The 1,010-nt window shown below is 45.0% G+C and carries 1 protein-coding gene; it reads right to left on the reverse strand.

The window, feature by feature from the left end; genetic code table 11:
- Positions 1-804, reverse strand: an 804-nt coding sequence (locus A3757_RS01370) for a ribonucleotide reductase N-terminal alpha domain-containing protein (RefSeq protein WP_369819512.1), incomplete at its 3' end; no start/stop codon positions are given.
- Between the last annotated feature and the right edge of the window lie 206 nt (positions 805-1,010).

Below are 1,010 nucleotides of genomic sequence, written 5' to 3' on the forward strand. Positions count from 1 at the left end.
CGCTACCTGACCTTCATCATTAGTAATATAGCTTGTTTTAACTGGGAAGCTACGAAATACGAATTGGCTCTCATCACTTAGGTCAAGATTGTCTTCTTCAACTTCTTCAGCAGTAACAGGGAAGGATAGCTGCCAGTCAGCGTCATTCTGAACCGCTTTAATGAAGTCTTCGGTAATTAGTAATGAAAGATTGAACTGACGTAGTCGGCCGTCTTCACGTTTTGCACGTACGAAGTCCAGAACGTCAGGGTGGTGTACATCAAAGGTCGCCATTTGCGCACCACGACGCCCACCAGCAGATGAAACGGTGAAGCACATCTTGTCAAAGATATCCATGAAAGATAGAGGGCCTGAAGTGGTTGCACCTGCACCAGCAACGTAAGCACCTTTAGGGCGTAGCGTTGAAAACTCATAACCAATACCGCAACCAGCTTTAAGAGTTAGGCCTGCTTCATGGTTTTTGAGCAAGATATCATCCATTGAATCGAACACAGTACCCGAGACAGTACAGTTAATGGTTGATGTTGCCGGCTTATGCTCGCCTGCGCCGGCATTAGACATGATTCGGCCGGCTGGAATAACGCCGTTTTCTAGTGCCCACTTGAAGTCGTTGTAGACGGTTTCTCTTTTGCCCTCTTCTTCTACAGATGAAAGCGCTTTGGCAACACGCTCATAGGTAGCGTCAATGTTTTGATCGACGGCCTGACCAGTTTTAGTTTTTAGCTGGTACTTAGTGTGCCAGATATCTTGAGAAGCGTCTTGCATTGGTAATGGAGAGACAAGTGGTTCAACTTTGGCGTTCATGTATGACCTCTATCTGGAATATCATTTTTTCAGTTGTTATTAAGAGTAGGCTAAAACGGCTGAGTTAATGCTGATTAGCGCTTCTATATATAGTGTTAGTTTGGTACATCACTTTACCGCACACTGTTTCTAGCTTTAGTGGCATAAGCCGCTGACATCAAAGCTTGTTCAGTATGTAAAAACCCGAAAAAGGCTGGTCCATTGGG

The sequence above is a fragment of the Oleiphilus sp. HI0117 genome, assembly GCF_001635235.1.